The organism is uncultured Gimesia sp., assembly GCF_937910335.1.
Taxonomy (GTDB): Bacteria; Planctomycetota; Planctomycetia; order Planctomycetales; family Planctomycetaceae; genus Gimesia.
Genome location: NZ_CALEMX010000433.1, coordinates 1 through 15,460, shown reverse-complemented (window position 1 = coordinate 15,460; position 15,460 = coordinate 1). Strand labels below are relative to the sequence as shown.

7 protein-coding genes and 1 pseudogene are annotated in these 15,460 nt (G+C 46.6%); 2 read left to right on the top strand and 6 right to left on the bottom strand.

Going from position 1 to position 15,460, the window contains the following annotated elements; translation table 11 throughout:
* Nucleotides 1–3,698 (bottom strand): PQQ-binding-like beta-propeller repeat protein (locus Q0668_RS17145; RefSeq protein WP_298866834.1); only part of this gene is annotated, 3,698 nt, incomplete at its 3' end.
* 732 nt (nucleotides 3,699–4,430) lie between these two features.
* On the opposite strand from Q0668_RS17145, the gene Q0668_RS17140 reads away from it, so the two are divergent.
* On the top strand, nucleotides 4,431–4,712 hold the full coding sequence (locus Q0668_RS17140) for a transposase (protein ID WP_298866832.1): 282 nt from the start codon (nucleotides 4,431–4,433) through the stop codon (nucleotides 4,710–4,712).
* Between the two features lie 465 nt (nucleotides 4,713–5,177).
* Nucleotides 5,178–6,353 carry a tetratricopeptide repeat protein gene (locus Q0668_RS17135; protein WP_298866829.1) on the top strand — a complete coding sequence of 392 codons (1,176 nt, stop codon included), beginning with the start codon at nucleotides 5,178–5,180 and terminating at the stop codon, nucleotides 6,351–6,353.
* Nucleotides 6,354–6,485: 132 nt separating this feature from the next.
* Here the strand turns inward: Q0668_RS17135 and Q0668_RS17130 are convergent, their stop codons facing one another.
* The 5 genes and pseudogenes from Q0668_RS17130 to Q0668_RS17110 all read right to left on the bottom strand — a co-directional run.
* A complete protein-coding gene (locus tag Q0668_RS17130; RefSeq protein ID WP_298866827.1) occupies nucleotides 6,486–7,727 on the bottom strand; it encodes a M14-type cytosolic carboxypeptidase in 1,242 nt (413 codons plus the stop codon).
* 22 nt (nucleotides 7,728–7,749) lie between these two features.
* On the bottom strand, nucleotides 7,750–9,204 hold the full coding sequence (locus tag Q0668_RS17125; protein ID WP_298866825.1) for a DUF1501 domain-containing protein: 1,455 nt from the start codon (nucleotides 9,202–9,204) through the stop codon (nucleotides 7,750–7,752).
* A 70-nt stretch (nucleotides 9,205–9,274) separates the two neighbouring features.
* A complete protein-coding gene (locus tag Q0668_RS17120) occupies nucleotides 9,275–11,929 on the bottom strand; it encodes a DUF1553 domain-containing protein (RefSeq protein ID WP_298866823.1) in 2,655 nt (884 codons plus the stop codon).
* A 186-nt stretch (nucleotides 11,930–12,115) separates the two neighbouring features.
* Entirely contained in the window at nucleotides 12,116–14,470 is a 2,355-nt protein-coding gene (locus tag Q0668_RS17115; RefSeq protein WP_298866821.1) for an efflux RND transporter permease subunit, read from the bottom strand.
* Nucleotides 14,471–14,559: 89 nt separating this feature from the next.
* Nucleotides 14,560–15,460: pseudogene (locus tag Q0668_RS17110) on the bottom strand (alkyl hydroperoxide reductase); the annotation flags it as partial.

Here is a 15,460-nt window from a genome sequence, read left to right as displayed (position 1 = left end):
GCTCCTAAATTAATTCCGAGCCGTTTGATTTTTTCGCCCTGGTAAACCATCTCATTCGATGTCCAATTTTCGACCCCTTTCATGGTCACCAAAGCCAGCGAGGTAAATATGGGATAGTTACAAGAGCAACCACTGGCAATATTCGGCGCATTTAAGATACCGCCTGCAGGGATCAGACTGTTTTTACAACCAGATCGAAACCCGCCGAGGTTGGATGTGCCACCATCATTTTCCATGTTGAAGTATCCTGCTGATCCAGATCTGAAAAAGATCATGTTCTCGGAACAGACACTATTTCCACATCCTCTTGTTCGGGCGATGACCCATTCTTTCGTTTTACCTGTAATCGGATCAACTCGATTCACAAATTTTCCTGTTTTGAGATTGATACCATGAAAATCGCTGTTTTCATTTGAGTAATCTTTATAGGTTTCACAAACGACCATGTCTTGATAGAGAAACCAACTATACCACGCTCGATGTCGTCCGACCGCGCGATTGACTTCAAAGTCTCGTTGCCAGATGACGTCACCATTGGTTCCTTGATGCGCTACAAACCGTAGCCCTTGCCGACGCTTTGTCTTATTGATTGCTTCTGGATCTAAGTCGTAAGGCGAAATCTGTAAGAAAATATCGTGTGTATCTGAATACAAAGTTTGGTAGCTCAAGCCTTTCCCTGTTTGCGACCACACTTCACGTCCCGTATACAGATCGTAACTCAGCACACGAGGGTGGTGCTCAACGGAAACACCTCTCCTTTTAGTCAGTTCCAAAGTTGCGATGTCGATGCGATCTAAACAGAAAACGCGACCGTTTCCAATGGCGACCGATTTGTGAGGAAAACCATAGTTCGCAACTTTCTTCCACAGCACTTTCCCACTATCGATATCGATTGCCACAATCTGCTTTGTAGAAGCTCCTCTCCAATATCGCTCATTGTCCCAGTTCGTTTTGAGAGGCATTATTTTAATATCAGGAAACGCAGCTTCAATCAGTTTCCGGTTAAGGTCTCTCAATGAGAGAAAAGGAGAAAAGTATTGTTTTTGTGTCTGGTAGTATCGTTCGAATAATTTTTTTGTATTCGAATATTTTTCTAATTGTGTTGCGTCTAATGACTGACGAAGTACCAAAGGTAACACTTTCTTCTCTATGCCTTCCTGGGCTAAAAGATGATTCGCGTAACGCGTCAAATAATCTAAATTTCCTTCGCCTTTATTTCTCTTTACCGTTTTCTCGGGCAACCATGTATTCAAATGACGCAATGCCGTTTGAACGTCCTCTTTTGAGAGAGATTTAAAATCATTTTTTAAAAAAGTCGAACCTGACTTTGCCGCCTCGTAACCGGCACTTACAATCATGACGTGGTCTTTGATTTTAAGTTGCCCGATATGCGGGGATGCTCCACCTGGATTTTCTGGAGGCACTGCATAAGATTGAACCTCTTTACCCGTGGCGGAATCCCAACGTACTATCTTCTGACCCAACACCAAAAACAAACCTTGTTTATCAGCTACAAAATCTGAACGCGCGGGCCGAGTGCCTGCTCTTGTGTTCCAAGGTCCTATCCCCGTAACGTTCGTTCTATCGTTCCGAAACAAGCGTGCCTGGGGTATCTTTTTCTTCCAGATAATTTGACCTGTATAGATATCGATGGAAGTCATCAAACCCTTGCCATGAACAAACATTCTCCCATCAACAATCTGTGGAGTGGGAGGACTGCTATCTTTATGCATGAAAAGTTCATCCGCACCCGCGCTGCCTCCGTACCAAAGAACCCCCAAAGGCGCTTTCACGAGCTTGTCATGATTCTTCCAGGTATTTCCGGGATTTCCAGTTTCATGTGTCCAATCATCGCTACCTTCTAAGGCTCCCGCACGAATCAGCAATGTCCAATCATCTTTTCGAGAGAGAGTCATCTTTTCCAAGGTCATCGATTTAATGGTTTTGGTAAAGCGATCTTTTTGATAAGAAGGCATATCGATAGACAAAGCGCCTCCGAAGGGTCTTAAAGAGGAATAAGTTTTCGAAATGAGATGCTCGAAAAAAGAACGATTGCTTTCATAGGCATATTCAGAAATGATCAGTTTGGCTAAGTATTGAGGATATTCGAATTCCAGCGGAGCGCCATGATGCAGCATGACTCGGCTTCCTATTAAACCTGCTTCTTCGTATTCGAGTCTTAATTGATTGACCAGTTCGGAATTTTGATCGATGGCAATGATCTTCAACTTGGTATTCTTGACTAAAGCACGTAAAAGTTCACCATCTTTGAGACCTGTCACTAAACAGTAGCCTTGATTCAAATTCAGTTTCTCTTTCAGCCTTAATACTTTTTTTTGCCATAAATCAGCTTGCTGTAATTCTTTCTTTGGTCGAGAATAGATCTTTGGTGCGGAGTTCCCTTTTCCATAACAATAAACCCACCCCTCTTTGGTAGTTGCATAGAGCCTCCCATTGGCCGCTGCCAATTCCAGGACTGTGTCAGGTGTATCGATACTCCAAGCCACGCGTTTTTCATCCAACCCTGACTCGACCTTGATCGCTAAGATTTCACTTTCTGTACTCGCATAAATTTTAGAACCTGATTTAATAAAAGTGAGCAATGGTTTCTCGTTTGTGAATTCCCATAATTTCGGAGTCGTAGCTTGAATAGCATGAACACCAAAACCTCCGCGATAAGGTTTGAATTCCGGTTTCTTCAAACTAGAGGCAGTGAATTGTTGCTTGTTCACTGAATAAAGAACATCCTGATCGATGAGAGATAAAGAGGAAAATGGTTTCAGGAATTTTTGCTTATCATTCAAACTCAGGGGAAGTAAATTCTTGAGACTGAATACAAAACCACCCATTGTCAGATAATCATCGTAAACTGACAGACGAACGCTGCCGCCACCGCCATGATCTTTTACGCCGGGATAATAAGGCAAGAGCTTGCCCGTCGTTTTATTAATTTGCATCGGCCAAGCTCGTCCCGCAGGAATGACGAGATTATCACCATTGATAGCGAGACTGCCTTGAGGAGAGGGGCCTCCAAAACCATAACCTTCTCCCACCCCATCCTGTTCAAAATACATGAGGCTTGTTTCTTCGTTTCTCCAAATTTCTCGGCCTGTTTGTAAATCGACTGCATAGACGATGGTTCCCATAAAAGGCCAAACGCCGGCGGCAAAATAAACGACTCCATTTTCCGCAACAGGACCACCTCTGACGGGCCAGATTGAGATTAATTTCCCATTTCCTAAGGTTCTTTTTTCATTGTGAGCTCCGAAGAATTTCCAATTGATGTTTCCTGTGTTTTTATCGAGGCAATACAGAAACCCATCATCACAGGCAATCAGAATCTGACTCCCTTCAATACAAGGAGCGAGTCGAACAGGTCCATTCGCATTGAATCGCCAAATTTCTTTTCCGGAGTCCGCATGATAAGCACGTACTCCATCTAATTCAGGAGTATTAATGTATGTTGTCTTACCGGAAATAACGAGGTGAATACTTTTATCAAACTGTAATCTTGAGTCATTCCATGCAGGTGTCGGCTTGGGAAGCTCACGTGCCCATATCAACTTTAATTTCTCGGGCAGCTCTTCACTAGATATACCTGAGTGTTGATTATCATGTCTCCATGTATTCCAGTCTTCTGCGAAAGTCATATGCCCTGAAAAAAGGAGGAATAGCAAAATGATAAAAAGTTTATTCATTCTTTGACTCTCTATATTATGATGAGAAATAATGCTCTTAAGGTGTATTGATCAATACTGTCCGATTTAATATTTCTTTTTGGTTCACTGCTTTTTTCTTCATCACAGATAGGTAGGTAATAAGACTCCGGAAGAAACCAATGAACTTATAGGGATTATCTAGCACTTACGTGCTTCCAAGCGTATTTCACACTTGAAGGGTATTACTTTACCACTATCTGCTCTCAATTTAAATTCCTTTGCCGAGAAGAATATTTAGAGTATAATCAGGTCGAGTCGTTAATAAAATGCACTCCGCATCGAAGCATATGGCTGAGGCATTGCTTGATTCGACTATAATACAGATCCAAAAAATACCCACGACCCATTTACCAGATTGTGATAGCAAAACTCAACGATTTACGACACGATTTCCGGTAACACAATGTTTTGTCTTGTTCGAATATTTGAAAAATTCGACAATACGTGTACTTGAGTTGCTCTTACGGTTTCTGCTTCACCATTTCTTATGCGCAACGGGCTCGTGGAGACTTTGTCATGCAATACAAATTCGTGCTTGGTTTATTTCTGGTGATGATGGCGACCTGTGACATCCCGAACGTCCCCGACAGGCATTCGCCATTAGCCGAAGGGCATTAGCCCCGGTTTTTATACCGAGATGTGCAAAAACCGCGGCTAACGCCGTGCGGCTGATGTGGATTGATTTCCTCTGCCCCAAAAAGATTGCGAGTGATGTTAAGTGAAAAGCCCCGTCGTTCGCGTTCGGTCAGAGGCAAGCTCAAAGGCCAGCGAAGGACGCATGCCGGCAGAGACCATGTACGGCGCGTGCTTTACATAGCAACCTTAGTCGCCACCCACTGGAACAGTCGCATGAAAACATTTTATCTGTCTTTATTGGAAAGAGGTAAACCAAAGAAGCTGGCCATCACAGTCTGCATGAGAAAATTCCTCTCGATCCTGAATTCCATGATGAAAAACACCCAAACCTGGAATCAAAATCCTCTCTCAACTTGACATAATTTAACACAGTCGCTGACTCATTTTCCTGCCCCCGAGAGGCTAGGGGCCCCTATTCTTATCTGCGCACTCGGTACCATCGTTTCATAATCTGACCGATTGATCAGTCATGCGTTAATAGAGTCACGGACGTTCGCTCTATCGTCATAGGCAGCTATCAGCTTCGATCGCACTGCAGGTTAAGGGCGGACATGCCGCCCTATGATACGTTACAATCTGAGCACACTTAACCCGCGCCGGTAGGACAAGCCGCCACTGCCTGGCATTTCGCCCTGCTGCAGGCGGTGTTGTCGACCTCTGCAGTTTCGGTTCCGATCACCTTTACCGTCCCGGAGAACCCGCAAGAAATTGCCGCGATAGACACAGGGTGGGGCGAGATGTTAATCTGTGAGGCATTGCGAGCTTGGATCGTTTCCCGGCTCAACCCATCTGGGAAATGTCGGCTAATTAGAGTTCAACACATTGAACAGCATTGAATTAGCAATCGCGAATCAGACGAAGATCATCGAGAACGCCGAATCCGCGGTTTCAGATCTTGCCAGAGCTCTACTAGATCGTGGCAAAGCCTATAATGATCTGCTAAATTTTGAGCTGGCAATTGTCGATTATGATCGAGTTATTAAAATTCTCCCCAATGTTCCTTTAGAATTCGTTGCTGAAGCACACGTTAATCGAGGAAATGTTTTCTTAGATCAGGAAAAGTATGATTTAGCAATCATTGATTATCAACATGTCATTGATAACATGCCTGATGCATCAGTCGATCAATTCGCCAGAGCACTCCACAACCGTGGCATGATTTCGGCCTGTAAAGATAAACCTGAATTAGCAATCGCTGATTACACGCGTGTCATCAGCTCCTTGACAGGAGTGTCTGCTAAAGTAGTTACTCATTCATTAATCAATCGAGGTGGCGTTTACTTTAATCAGAACCAATTTCATTTGGCAAGAGACGACTATTCGCGAGTCATCGACTCCTTACCAGACGTTCCAGTCAATTTGATAACCGAAGCGTTCCTCTACCGAGGAATCACTTACTTTAATCAGAAAACCTTTGATCTGGCAATCGCTGATTGTACACATATCATCGAGACCCTGCCGGACGCTCCTGTGAGATTAATTGCCGACGCTTTTATCGAACGAGGTAACGCATCCTATGCACAAGAGAATTTCAGTTCCGCAGTAATTGATTATAGCCATGTTTGCGTAAACCTACCTGGAGCACCGATAGAATTAATTGCTCAGGCGAGATACAATCGAGGACTCGTTTACTTCAATCATAATCATTTAAAATTAGCACTCTTTGATTTTACAGACGCGATCGAACTGTGTTCTGGCACTTCTGTAGATTTACATGCTTCGACTCTTTTTCATCGAGGCTGTAGCTACCTTGTACAGAACAACTTTGATTTAGCAATCGCTGACTATACTCAAATTATTGAATCATTGCCGGATGCACCTGCACAAGAAATCATAAACGCACTCATCAATCGAGGCTGTGCGTATGGTTATCAACAAAATTTCAAGCATGCTATTACAGATATTAAAACAGTACTATCAAGAACAGACCTCAATCAGGACCAACAGAAGATTATCAAAGAATTAATAGAAAAATTTGAACTTAAGCGAGAAGACTAACACCACGTTTCCTTCCATTATTTACAAGTGATGAGTGGGATGCAATTTTCTCGCATGTGAATAAATCGAGTGAATCAAACGTGTCCGGAACCTATCTCTCCTCATCACACATCATCAATCAATCCCGCCAGACTACCGTGGATCGGTTTGCAGGTATCGGGCGATCCCCAACCCCAATTGACGGCCCACTGTTTTGTAACCTGTGGTATTGCTATGCGGCGTATTCCAGCATGTTTCCAGCGTAATCCCGACGACATGCTTACTCAGTTCGCTTCTAACCCAGTTACTCGAAATCTGCTTCCAGAGTTTGTCATACTTCGGGCCGGTTGAGGGCGTATTCTTGTCTAGCTGAAACGGCTTCGTGATTTCAGAACGGCACGCTGCAATAAACGCATCCTGCAACTCGGCACCTCGTTTGGTTGCCAGTTCGGGCGGGGCCACAAAAAAGAAGGGACGTTTCGAGTTGGAACCCGGGTTATGCAAATCGATAAACAATACCAGCCGACTCGACTGATCTAATTCTTTTAAATAACGCATCGCCGTTTTCACCGAGTTAAATTGCGACTGTTTTGACCAGTCTCGGTTGTGATCATGGGGCACTTGATTCTTACCCCCATTGCCGGTCGTCACATTATCGATATCCATAATGGGAACGTAATAGATGTCCGCCTTGTTTCTCAGTTGAACCGCTTGAGGATCATCGCTGACCACCCATTCGATAAAACCCTGTCCGACCCAACTCCCACCCGACTCCCACGCATGCTGACGGGCCTGAACCCAGATCACCATCCGTGAGTCTGACTTCTGTTCCGGTTCAGAGACAAGCAACGCCGGCACGACACGGCCCGCTCGCGTCTTGCATAACTCAAAACTTGTCGCATACGCATGTGTCTGACTCAATCGTTTGACCAAAGCATTCGCATCGCCGGGAACATAGGGAGGCCCCCAGGCAAACCAGGCTTGTTTCGCATTAATTTTCACCTTCCATCGACATGTCCCGTCCTGCTTTTTCCCAGGAGGTGTCTGCAACCAGGTGCGCTGATTCGTGCTGAAAGCAGCTTGATCGGGTAAGGCCCACGCGGATGCCAGCTTTCGCCCGCTAGCCTGTTTCAACTGATTCGCATCGACGGCGACTGTAATTTCTTCGCCGGGAGTAAGGCCCGTGACCTGAAAATACCACCAGCAGGGCCACCCAAATTGAGGATTTCCTGCAGGGCGGATTTTGATCAACCGCTTTTCCTGATCGATTTCCAGAACCTCAGCTGAGCCTCCTTCAAAAGCAGAGGAGACCACCAGTTCTTCAGCGACAGCGGTTTGAAACGAAACGATACTAGACAGAAACAACCCGAGGAGACTCCAGCGTAAACTCTGCATTTCTTCATCCCTGCCAGTTGGATTACTTAAGGATACCCGTTGCGACTTTTCCCTGACCGGGTTCCACTAAGGCCACAGGTTGTGCATTATGATCGTAATGTAATTCTTCAGCCTTCAATCCGAATTGATGTAACAGCGTCGCATGAAAATCGTGCTGGGTGACGACATCCTCCACCGCGCGATGGCCAAAGTCATCGGTGGCACCGTGAATATGTCCCTCTTTCAAGCCGCCACCTGCCATCCAGATACTGAAACCTTCCGTATTATGATCACGTCCCGGCTTTTTGCCTTCACCCCGATCCTGAATCACAGGCAGACGTCCCATTTCGCCCCCCCATTGCACGATCGTTGAGTCCAACAGACCACGGTTCTTCAAGTCTTTGACCAATGCCGCAGAGGGTTTATCCGAAGCGTCGCACCGCCTCTTTAAATACTCAAAGATGTTCTCATGCATGTCCCAGCCATAGTTCCAGACCTGCACAAATCGCACGCCACGCTCTACAAACCGACGGGCCAGAATTAAGGCATCGGCGAATTCTTTGGTAACAGGATCATCGGCACCATACATTTTATGGGTGGCCTCTGTCTCTTTTGATAAATCCAATGCTTCCGTGGCTGCAGTCTGCATCCGCGCCGCTAACTCATAGCTGGCAATCCGTGCGGAAAGGTCATCTTCGCCCGGGTGCCGTTCGAGGTGGATCTGGTTCAATTCTTTCAGAAGATCCAATTGATTCCCCTGAGGCTTTCCTCGGAGCTGCGCGATCGGATTCAAATTCGCAATTTTGGGATCTGTTTTTCTAACGACGGTCCCTTGGTAAATTGACGGTAACTGACGGCTGTCCCAATAAGGGGAACCAACGGGATTTTTGGGGATTGTAATCGCGACAAATGCGGGTAGATTTTGCGTCTCTGAACCCAACCCATAGGTGATCCAGCTTCCCAGTGAGGGCCAGCCTTCACGGGCGCGCCCCGTCGTCATCGCGCGCATGCCAGCCACATGGTTTCGTATATTCGGTAACTGCATGGAACGCACCAGAGTGACGTCATCCACGATTTCCGCGAATTGAGGCAACATTTCCACGTTAATTTCCATACCCGACTCACCACATTTTTTAAACGTGTTCGGAGAAGGCATGATAATAGACGTGGCTTGACCGGCATTATCATATTTAATTCCGTCACCCGGAAATCGTTTTCCAGCGTACTCATCAAGTACCGGCTTGCGATCGAACAGGTCAATATGACTGGGCCCACCACCACAGAAAATGGAAATCATGGATTTCGCTCGGGCAGGGTGGCTCGTCTTTTTGGGTAACAGATCGTGTGTAACTTCTCCCAATTCAGGTTTTTCAGGAGCCGCTAGAAGCTGTTCCTCTTTCAACAAGGTTACCAGACCTAGCGAAGAAACACCGAATGCACTCTGCGCCAGAAAATGACGACGCGAACTGGCAGATGATTTTGCAAAACTCTGTGACACTATGAACTCCCTTCGGAGAATATCGAATTTACGTCAGGTGATCGTTTTCACCTGAAGCACGATTTTACTTTTATTCAACATACAAGAATTGATTGGTTCCAAACAGGACATGACATAATGATGTCAGTGCTTCCTGTCGGGGATCTTTGACTTTTCTCGCTTGATATTCTTTTAACTGCAACTGCATATGCTTTTGCAGTGCCAACATTTCAGTATCGGAAGGCTGGCTGCTAAGCGCCATTTCCCAGGCCGTTTTGATTAACGTTGTATCATCGGCCTCTTTGCCTGCAGCGGAAAGCACGCGCTTCGCAAATGCCACGGACTGCTTACGGATAAACTCGCTATTGAGCAATGCCAGCGATTGCGTCGCCACTGTCGATGAAACGCGTCGTTCACAATTGGGTTCCATACTAGGTGCATCAAAGGCATTCAGCATCGTGACCGGCTGAGTACGCCGGACTTGAACATAAATCGATCGTTTTAACTCACGCCGATCCTTCGAAACTTTTCCTGCACCCACTGTGATGATTCCACTATCTGATAAAGAAACGGGAACGGGTTCACCAAACGGATTCCGATTCAGTTCCCCACTGACGGCTAAAATCGCATCGCGAATCGCTTCAGCTTCCAGTCGTCGCAAATTCATGCGCCATAACAGCCGATTATCAGCATCAATGGAAGCCGCCTGCTCGGAATGAGTCGTCGATGTCTGTCGATAAGTACGCGACGTCATAATCAAACGGTGAATCCGTTTTAACTGCCAACCCTGTTCCATAAAATCAGCGGCCAACCAGTCTAACAACTCAGGATGGGTCGGCGGGTTCGCACGAGCCCCAAAATCTCCCGTCGAATCAACAAACGCCTGACCAAAATGATGCATCCAGAAACGGTTCATTAAGACCCGCGCCACCAGCGGATGTTTTCCGTTCGTCAAATAACGGGCAAAGGCCAGACGGCGACCCGATGTTGGCAATTCAGGATTGTTCAATGGAAATCGATTCTGCAATTCCGAACCAATCACGGTCAGACCGCCGGGCACCACTTTGTCAGGTTCGGGAGAGGAAATATCACCTCGATAAAAAACAAACGTGTCAGGGATATGCTGTGGATCTTCGGTCGCAATGCGAATGTATTCCGGCTGGGGAATTTTAGCTCGTATTTTATCTGCCTCTGCCTTAATCGCTTCAAACTGCTTCTTCAATTCATTCCCATCTTTATAGCGGGCGATAAAGAGATGCAGGGTACCGGGAGACAATAGATCGAGCATCGGAAACTTCTTTTTGAGAAGTTGAGCCTGCTCTGCGGTCCGCTTTTTACGCTCCGTTTCATAGGCTGCTTTTGCTTGTTCTCTTTCCGCTTCGGGAATTTCTGTAAGGACTCTCTCAAAAATCAGCTGCGTGACTTCCGCTTTTTTCTGTTTATGCTGTTCATCGAGCTTCTTAACCTTTGCCGAAAGCTCTGCCGCTTTCGCTTTATCTGCCTCCGACATTAAAGCCGCACGTCGATTCGTAGGAACACGCCATTTTTCATGATCAAACACAGGCGCAATCACGGCTCGTAAACGGTAAAAATCCTGCTGTGGAATGGGATCAAATCGATGATGATGACACTCAGCACAGCCGATGGTCATACCTAAAAGAGACGAAGAAATTATCTTGACGCTTTCCGTAATCACCTGATTGCGAGCTATCGCAGGATCCATGGGACTGGATCCGGTCCCATCGGGGGCCAGACGCAGGAAACCTGTTGCCGTTAATTTATCGCGTGTCGCAACATCCCCATCCACTAATTTCTGTGCAGAAGCATGTGTGGCTTTCACCAACTCATCGCCGGCCAACTGTTCAATAATAAACTGGTCCCAGGGTTTGTCGGCATTCAATGAGCGAATGACATAATCTCGATAATGCCAGGCATCGGCACGAATAATATCTTTATCATTGTAGCCTTCTGAATCAGCGTAACCCGCGACATCCAGCCAATGCCGCGTCCAGCGCTCACCATAGTGAGGCGACTCCAACAAGCGATCAATCATTTTTTCGTAGGCATCCGGTGACTGATCTGCCAGATACTGCTTTAATTCTTCGGGAGACGGAGGTAAGCCTGTTAAATCATAGGCGGCCCGTCTGATTAACGTCAGACGATTTGCAGATTGCGAAAACCAGAGACCTTTCTCTTTCAGTTTGCGGGCAATGAATGCATCGATCGGGTTAATTTCGTTCTCTGTTTGCTTTTTTGTTAATGCGACGACCACCGGTACCGCTGACTTTTTAATCGGACGAAATGCCCAATGTGAGCGCTCGTTCCGGGTAATCAAAAAATCTCCGGGCTTGATATCACCAGTCTGCTCCGGGCCTGCCGTCGGTGCGCCCTGATCAATCCATTTTGCAATCAGCTCAACTTCTTCCGGTTTTAATCGTTGTTTTTCATCAGGTGGCATATCTCCCGATTCCACGTACTCAAAAAGCAGACTCTCAGCATGCTTGCCAGGCACGATCGTTTCGCCTGACTCACCACCTTTCAGAATCAACCGTTGAAGCCGTAAATCCAAATCGCCGGAAAGTTCTTTTTCTTCCCCATGACAATGAAAGCAATACGCTTTGAAAATGGGACGGATATCGTTTTCAAATGTCAGCCGTTGATCGGCTGCGGAAGCGCAGGGAACCCGAGAACAGAACACAAGCAACGCAAACAACAAGAGTGAGTTTCGTCGTAACTGGTTTAACAAATCGCTGTTCCTTGGTGAGAGGGAACACGGTTTCAGGTGGGAGCCTCTCCAATCTGAAATCGATCAGAGACGGCTATTGGATAGTGTTCTTTTATAACGTACCGAGAGGACAATGTCAAATATTTAACTTTATTTAGTATCATGAAACTGATTGCGTTTCAGCGAAAGAGGATCACCAAGAAAGCCTTAGTCTGACTGTGATTCGACAAGCGAGGTTTCAGACACCGGCTGTTCAAAGTTCGTTTCCGCTTCTTCAATCGCGGGAACTTGAGAACGTTTGGCATACTGCGCCAGAAGTGCCGGCAAGAATACCAGATCCCCAAACAGAGCAGAGGAAATCGTCAGACCACTCATGATGGCAAAAATCCGCTGATCGCGCATGTCGCTGAAGATAACGGTCGAAAAACCGGCGACTAAGATCACGGTCGTCATGATGAGCGCCGTTCCGACTCCCGTAAAGGCACGGCGGATCGCTTCGTGATCGCTTTCGACATGCAACTGTTCTTCACGGAAACGAGTCAGAAAATGAATCGTATCATCAACGGCAATCCCCAGACAAACGGTAAACGCACACACGCTGACAATTTCCAGCGCCTGTCCGGTAAACACAAGAAACGCTCCCGTCACCGCCAGGGGAAACATGTTTGGGACGATGGAAATCAATCCCAGTCGCAATGAACGGAAGGCAAATGCCAGCACAATCAAAATGATGATCGCCGCACTTCCCAGACTGGCTGCCAAATCAACCACGATCTGATACAGGTTCCGCCAACGCCAGACAGCCGAACCTGTCAGTTCAAAATGAAAGTGAGGGTGCTCAACCTCAAGTGCATTTAACCCTGCTTCGATTCTCGTAAACGTCGGTCCATATTTCGCAATTCCCAGGTCCTGAACATGAAAGCTCACCTCGGCCTGACGATATTCCGGCGTATAAAACGCACGCTTCAATTGAGGTGGCAGCAAATCCATCATCGACATTCGCTCTTCTGGCTCCCCCTCGCCGGGCAATGCCCCCAGAATATTGCGAATCGAAATCGGATGCCCAATCAAAGACTCCTGATTTAATAAATCATCGACTTTACTGATGGCAATTAAGACTTCCGAAGAATCGGATTCCACTTTTTCGTTCCAGGAAACACGAACAAGCGAGTGCTCCAACCCTCCCATTGCCTGATCCATATGACTCAAAGCCAGCGCCGCCTCCGATCCTTCGGGCAACATATTCGCACGCCGTTCGTCGGGCCGCAGCGTTAAGGAAATCATAATCAATACGGCCGTGATTCCAATTCCCAATGAACTGATCAGTTTTGTTCGTTTCAAAACCAGATCTATGATCACACTAATGCGCCCCAGGTGTTGATCAATGATCCCTTTTCCAAATCCCTTATGAATCGAACGTCCCAGCCAGGTCCGGCAGGCCAGGGGAATGACAGTAATCACAGCGATGAACGTCAGGATCACACCAATCACACAGCTATAACCGAATTGGCGCACGGTTTCATGATGTGCCAGTGAAAGCGAACCAAAGCCGATTGCCGTTGTCAGCGATGTTAAAGCACAGGCGAGACCCACTTCCTGAATGCCACGCCGGGCGGCTGCTTTTGAACTGAGACCCGAAGCCCGATGTCGTCTGATCTGCACCATCAGGTGCACACCATCCGTCAGGCCGACTAAACTGAGCAGTACAGGTAACACAACATCGTTAAAAGGATTATCCTGGAAATCAAGAAACTGAATGATTCCCATTGTCAGAAACACACCAAATGCAGGTGCCAGCGCCACAATGATGACGGCTGAAATTCCCCGAAAAAGGAAGATGGCCATTAGAATAATCATCCCATAACCAATCAACTGATACTTCACTTTATTGGCGTTATGCGTGCGAACCGCTGTCAGATAGATTGGCACGCGCCCGGTTGTCATAAAGGAAAAGTTGAGTTCCGGATATTCAGCGGCCACTTTTTCCGCAACCTGTTTTAAACCGGCGGTACATTCTTCGTCATCACTCACCTTAAACCAGTCAAATTTGACCATCATCAATAGAGTGCGACCATCCACAGACAGTAATTGGCCACCCACCAGGGGATGATTTATGGTTTTTTGTTTCGCCGCCACTAATCGTTTTTCCGAAGCGCGTTCGTTGGGAATTAACGGCTCGCGCAACCCAAAGATATTGAGATTCGGAATATCGTCCAGCCAGAAAACACTTTTGACATAATCGAGTGCCTCAACCTCTTCGACGATTGAGCGGAGTGCTTTAATGCCTTCAGTCGTAAAAAACTCATCCGAGTCAATTACCAGAATGGTGTCAGCATCTGTCAGGCTGATCGGATCAACATCCGGCGGACGTTCCCGTTTTACCTGCGGCTTTGACGTTTTCTGTTGTACCTGTTCGACAGGGGCAGGGGTAAACCAGTCGCGGACCCTTTCCGGCATGGTATAGCCCATGAGGGCAATTCCGCTTAAAATCAGAATCAACACCGTGACCATCGCAGGATGATCAACCATCCAGACCGAACAACGATTAAACGTACGCGACACTCTCAATTCACCTTCTGTCAGAACTGGATTTGAAAAATAAAGTGGATTGAGAGGACCGAACGCGAAATCTCAAATCGAAGAGCTGCTGTTTAACGCACAGGTATTTTCAGTTCATCTACCTGGATCAATCCATCGCCGTTAAAGTCACGAATTCTACCAAATCGCTGGGCAGCAAGAGGAATTTCATCCAGTTCAACTTGCCCATCCTTGTTTTTGTCAAAACGTTTTTTGAATTCCGCTACAAACTTATCCACGCGCTGCTTTCGCTCCGCTTCACTTATTGTTTTGTTCTTGCCTGGCTTTGCTTTCGTTTTCTTTTTTACGCGTGGTTCCGCGATTTCAAAAAACGCAATCGCCATCTCTTCCCAGGTCTGATCTCCCCAGGTCACATATTCATTGGGATCGGGATTGAAGGGATTCTCATTAGAGTTATCAAACTTGACGGTAAACTCAAGCGATTCAATCGAGTTCAATTTCATCGGCTGGCTCAATTCGTAAATATGCTGCCAGTTAAAGTCATAATGTGGTACATCCAGCAAAATTTGGGAATCGTCTTTCTCTTTTTGTTTCATAAACAGGCGAAACGACTTTCCGCGCAAATGCATGTGCGGAGCAATCGCCAGGAGTTCTGCCTCGGGAGGGATGTGGCGGACTTTCGCGGTGACCGGAAAGTCTTTGGTATGGGGCGGAATTTCAAATTCCTGATCGATGCCGATTAATGTGTAGACTTCGTGCGTAATCTCTTCTTCCTTACCAAAGAGCAGTCCGATTTTAGAAACATCCTCTTCGATCGACCCTGTAGGCGTATAATGCATCTGAAAGACCAGTTTCGAGCCAGCGGGAACTCTGCGACCACGTCCGGGTGGCAACAGTTTAATCCGCTGTCCCGGCACATACGCGGTTAACCAGCCAATGCCCCGGAATTTTGATCCATCGGGCGGACGAATAAAGACAATCGCATGATGCACAACGGATCGATTCCCCGGCAAT

Coding starts and splice junctions, on each gene's coding strand:
- Q0668_RS17140 (WP_298866832.1), top strand. CDS start 4,431: ATGTTAAGTGAAAAGCCCCGTCGTTCGCGTTCGGTCAGAGGCAAGCTC.
- Q0668_RS17130 (WP_298866827.1), bottom strand. CDS start 7,727: ATGCAGAGTTTACGCTGGAGTCTCCTCGGGTTGTTTCTGTCTAGTATC.